This is a genomic window from Burkholderia sp. SIMBA_051 (assembly GCF_046534915.1).
In the GTDB taxonomy this organism is placed as follows: domain Bacteria; phylum Pseudomonadota; class Gammaproteobacteria; order Burkholderiales; family Burkholderiaceae; genus Burkholderia; species Burkholderia ambifaria.
Genome location: NZ_JAWRXS010000201.1, coordinates 1 through 278 on the forward strand (window position 1 = coordinate 1; position 278 = coordinate 278).

Annotated in this window: 1 pseudogene; it reads left to right on the forward strand. The window is 60.4% G+C overall.

Features of this window, described 5'->3' with window-relative positions:
- Positions 1-18: 18 nt before the first annotated feature.
- A pseudogene (locus SB771_RS34175) lies at positions 19-138 on the forward strand (helix-turn-helix domain-containing protein); the annotation flags it as partial.
- Positions 139-278: the final 140 nt, after the last annotated feature.

A 278-nucleotide genomic window follows, 5' to 3' on the forward strand; every position in this document is an offset into this window, starting at 1 on the left:
CTCGCGTAGGGCGAGTGCGTCTCGGCGGTCGCAGACGCCTTGGGCTATGCCAGCCCAAGCAGTTTCATCGCGATGTTCCGCAAGGCTTTTGGCGAGACGCCGGGGAGATATGTCAGGGCTGCGGGGCAGGATGCCTGATATTGACGTTCTGGCGAAAGCGTTTAGTTTTGCCGGCTCGGCAAGTAGCGCCTTTTGCCTGTCGGCCCAAGAATCTGCCGTTCGCCTTCACCTGGCTCGTAGGTGTGACGTTCGTGTGTCGGCTTCGCATCAATTCCCGG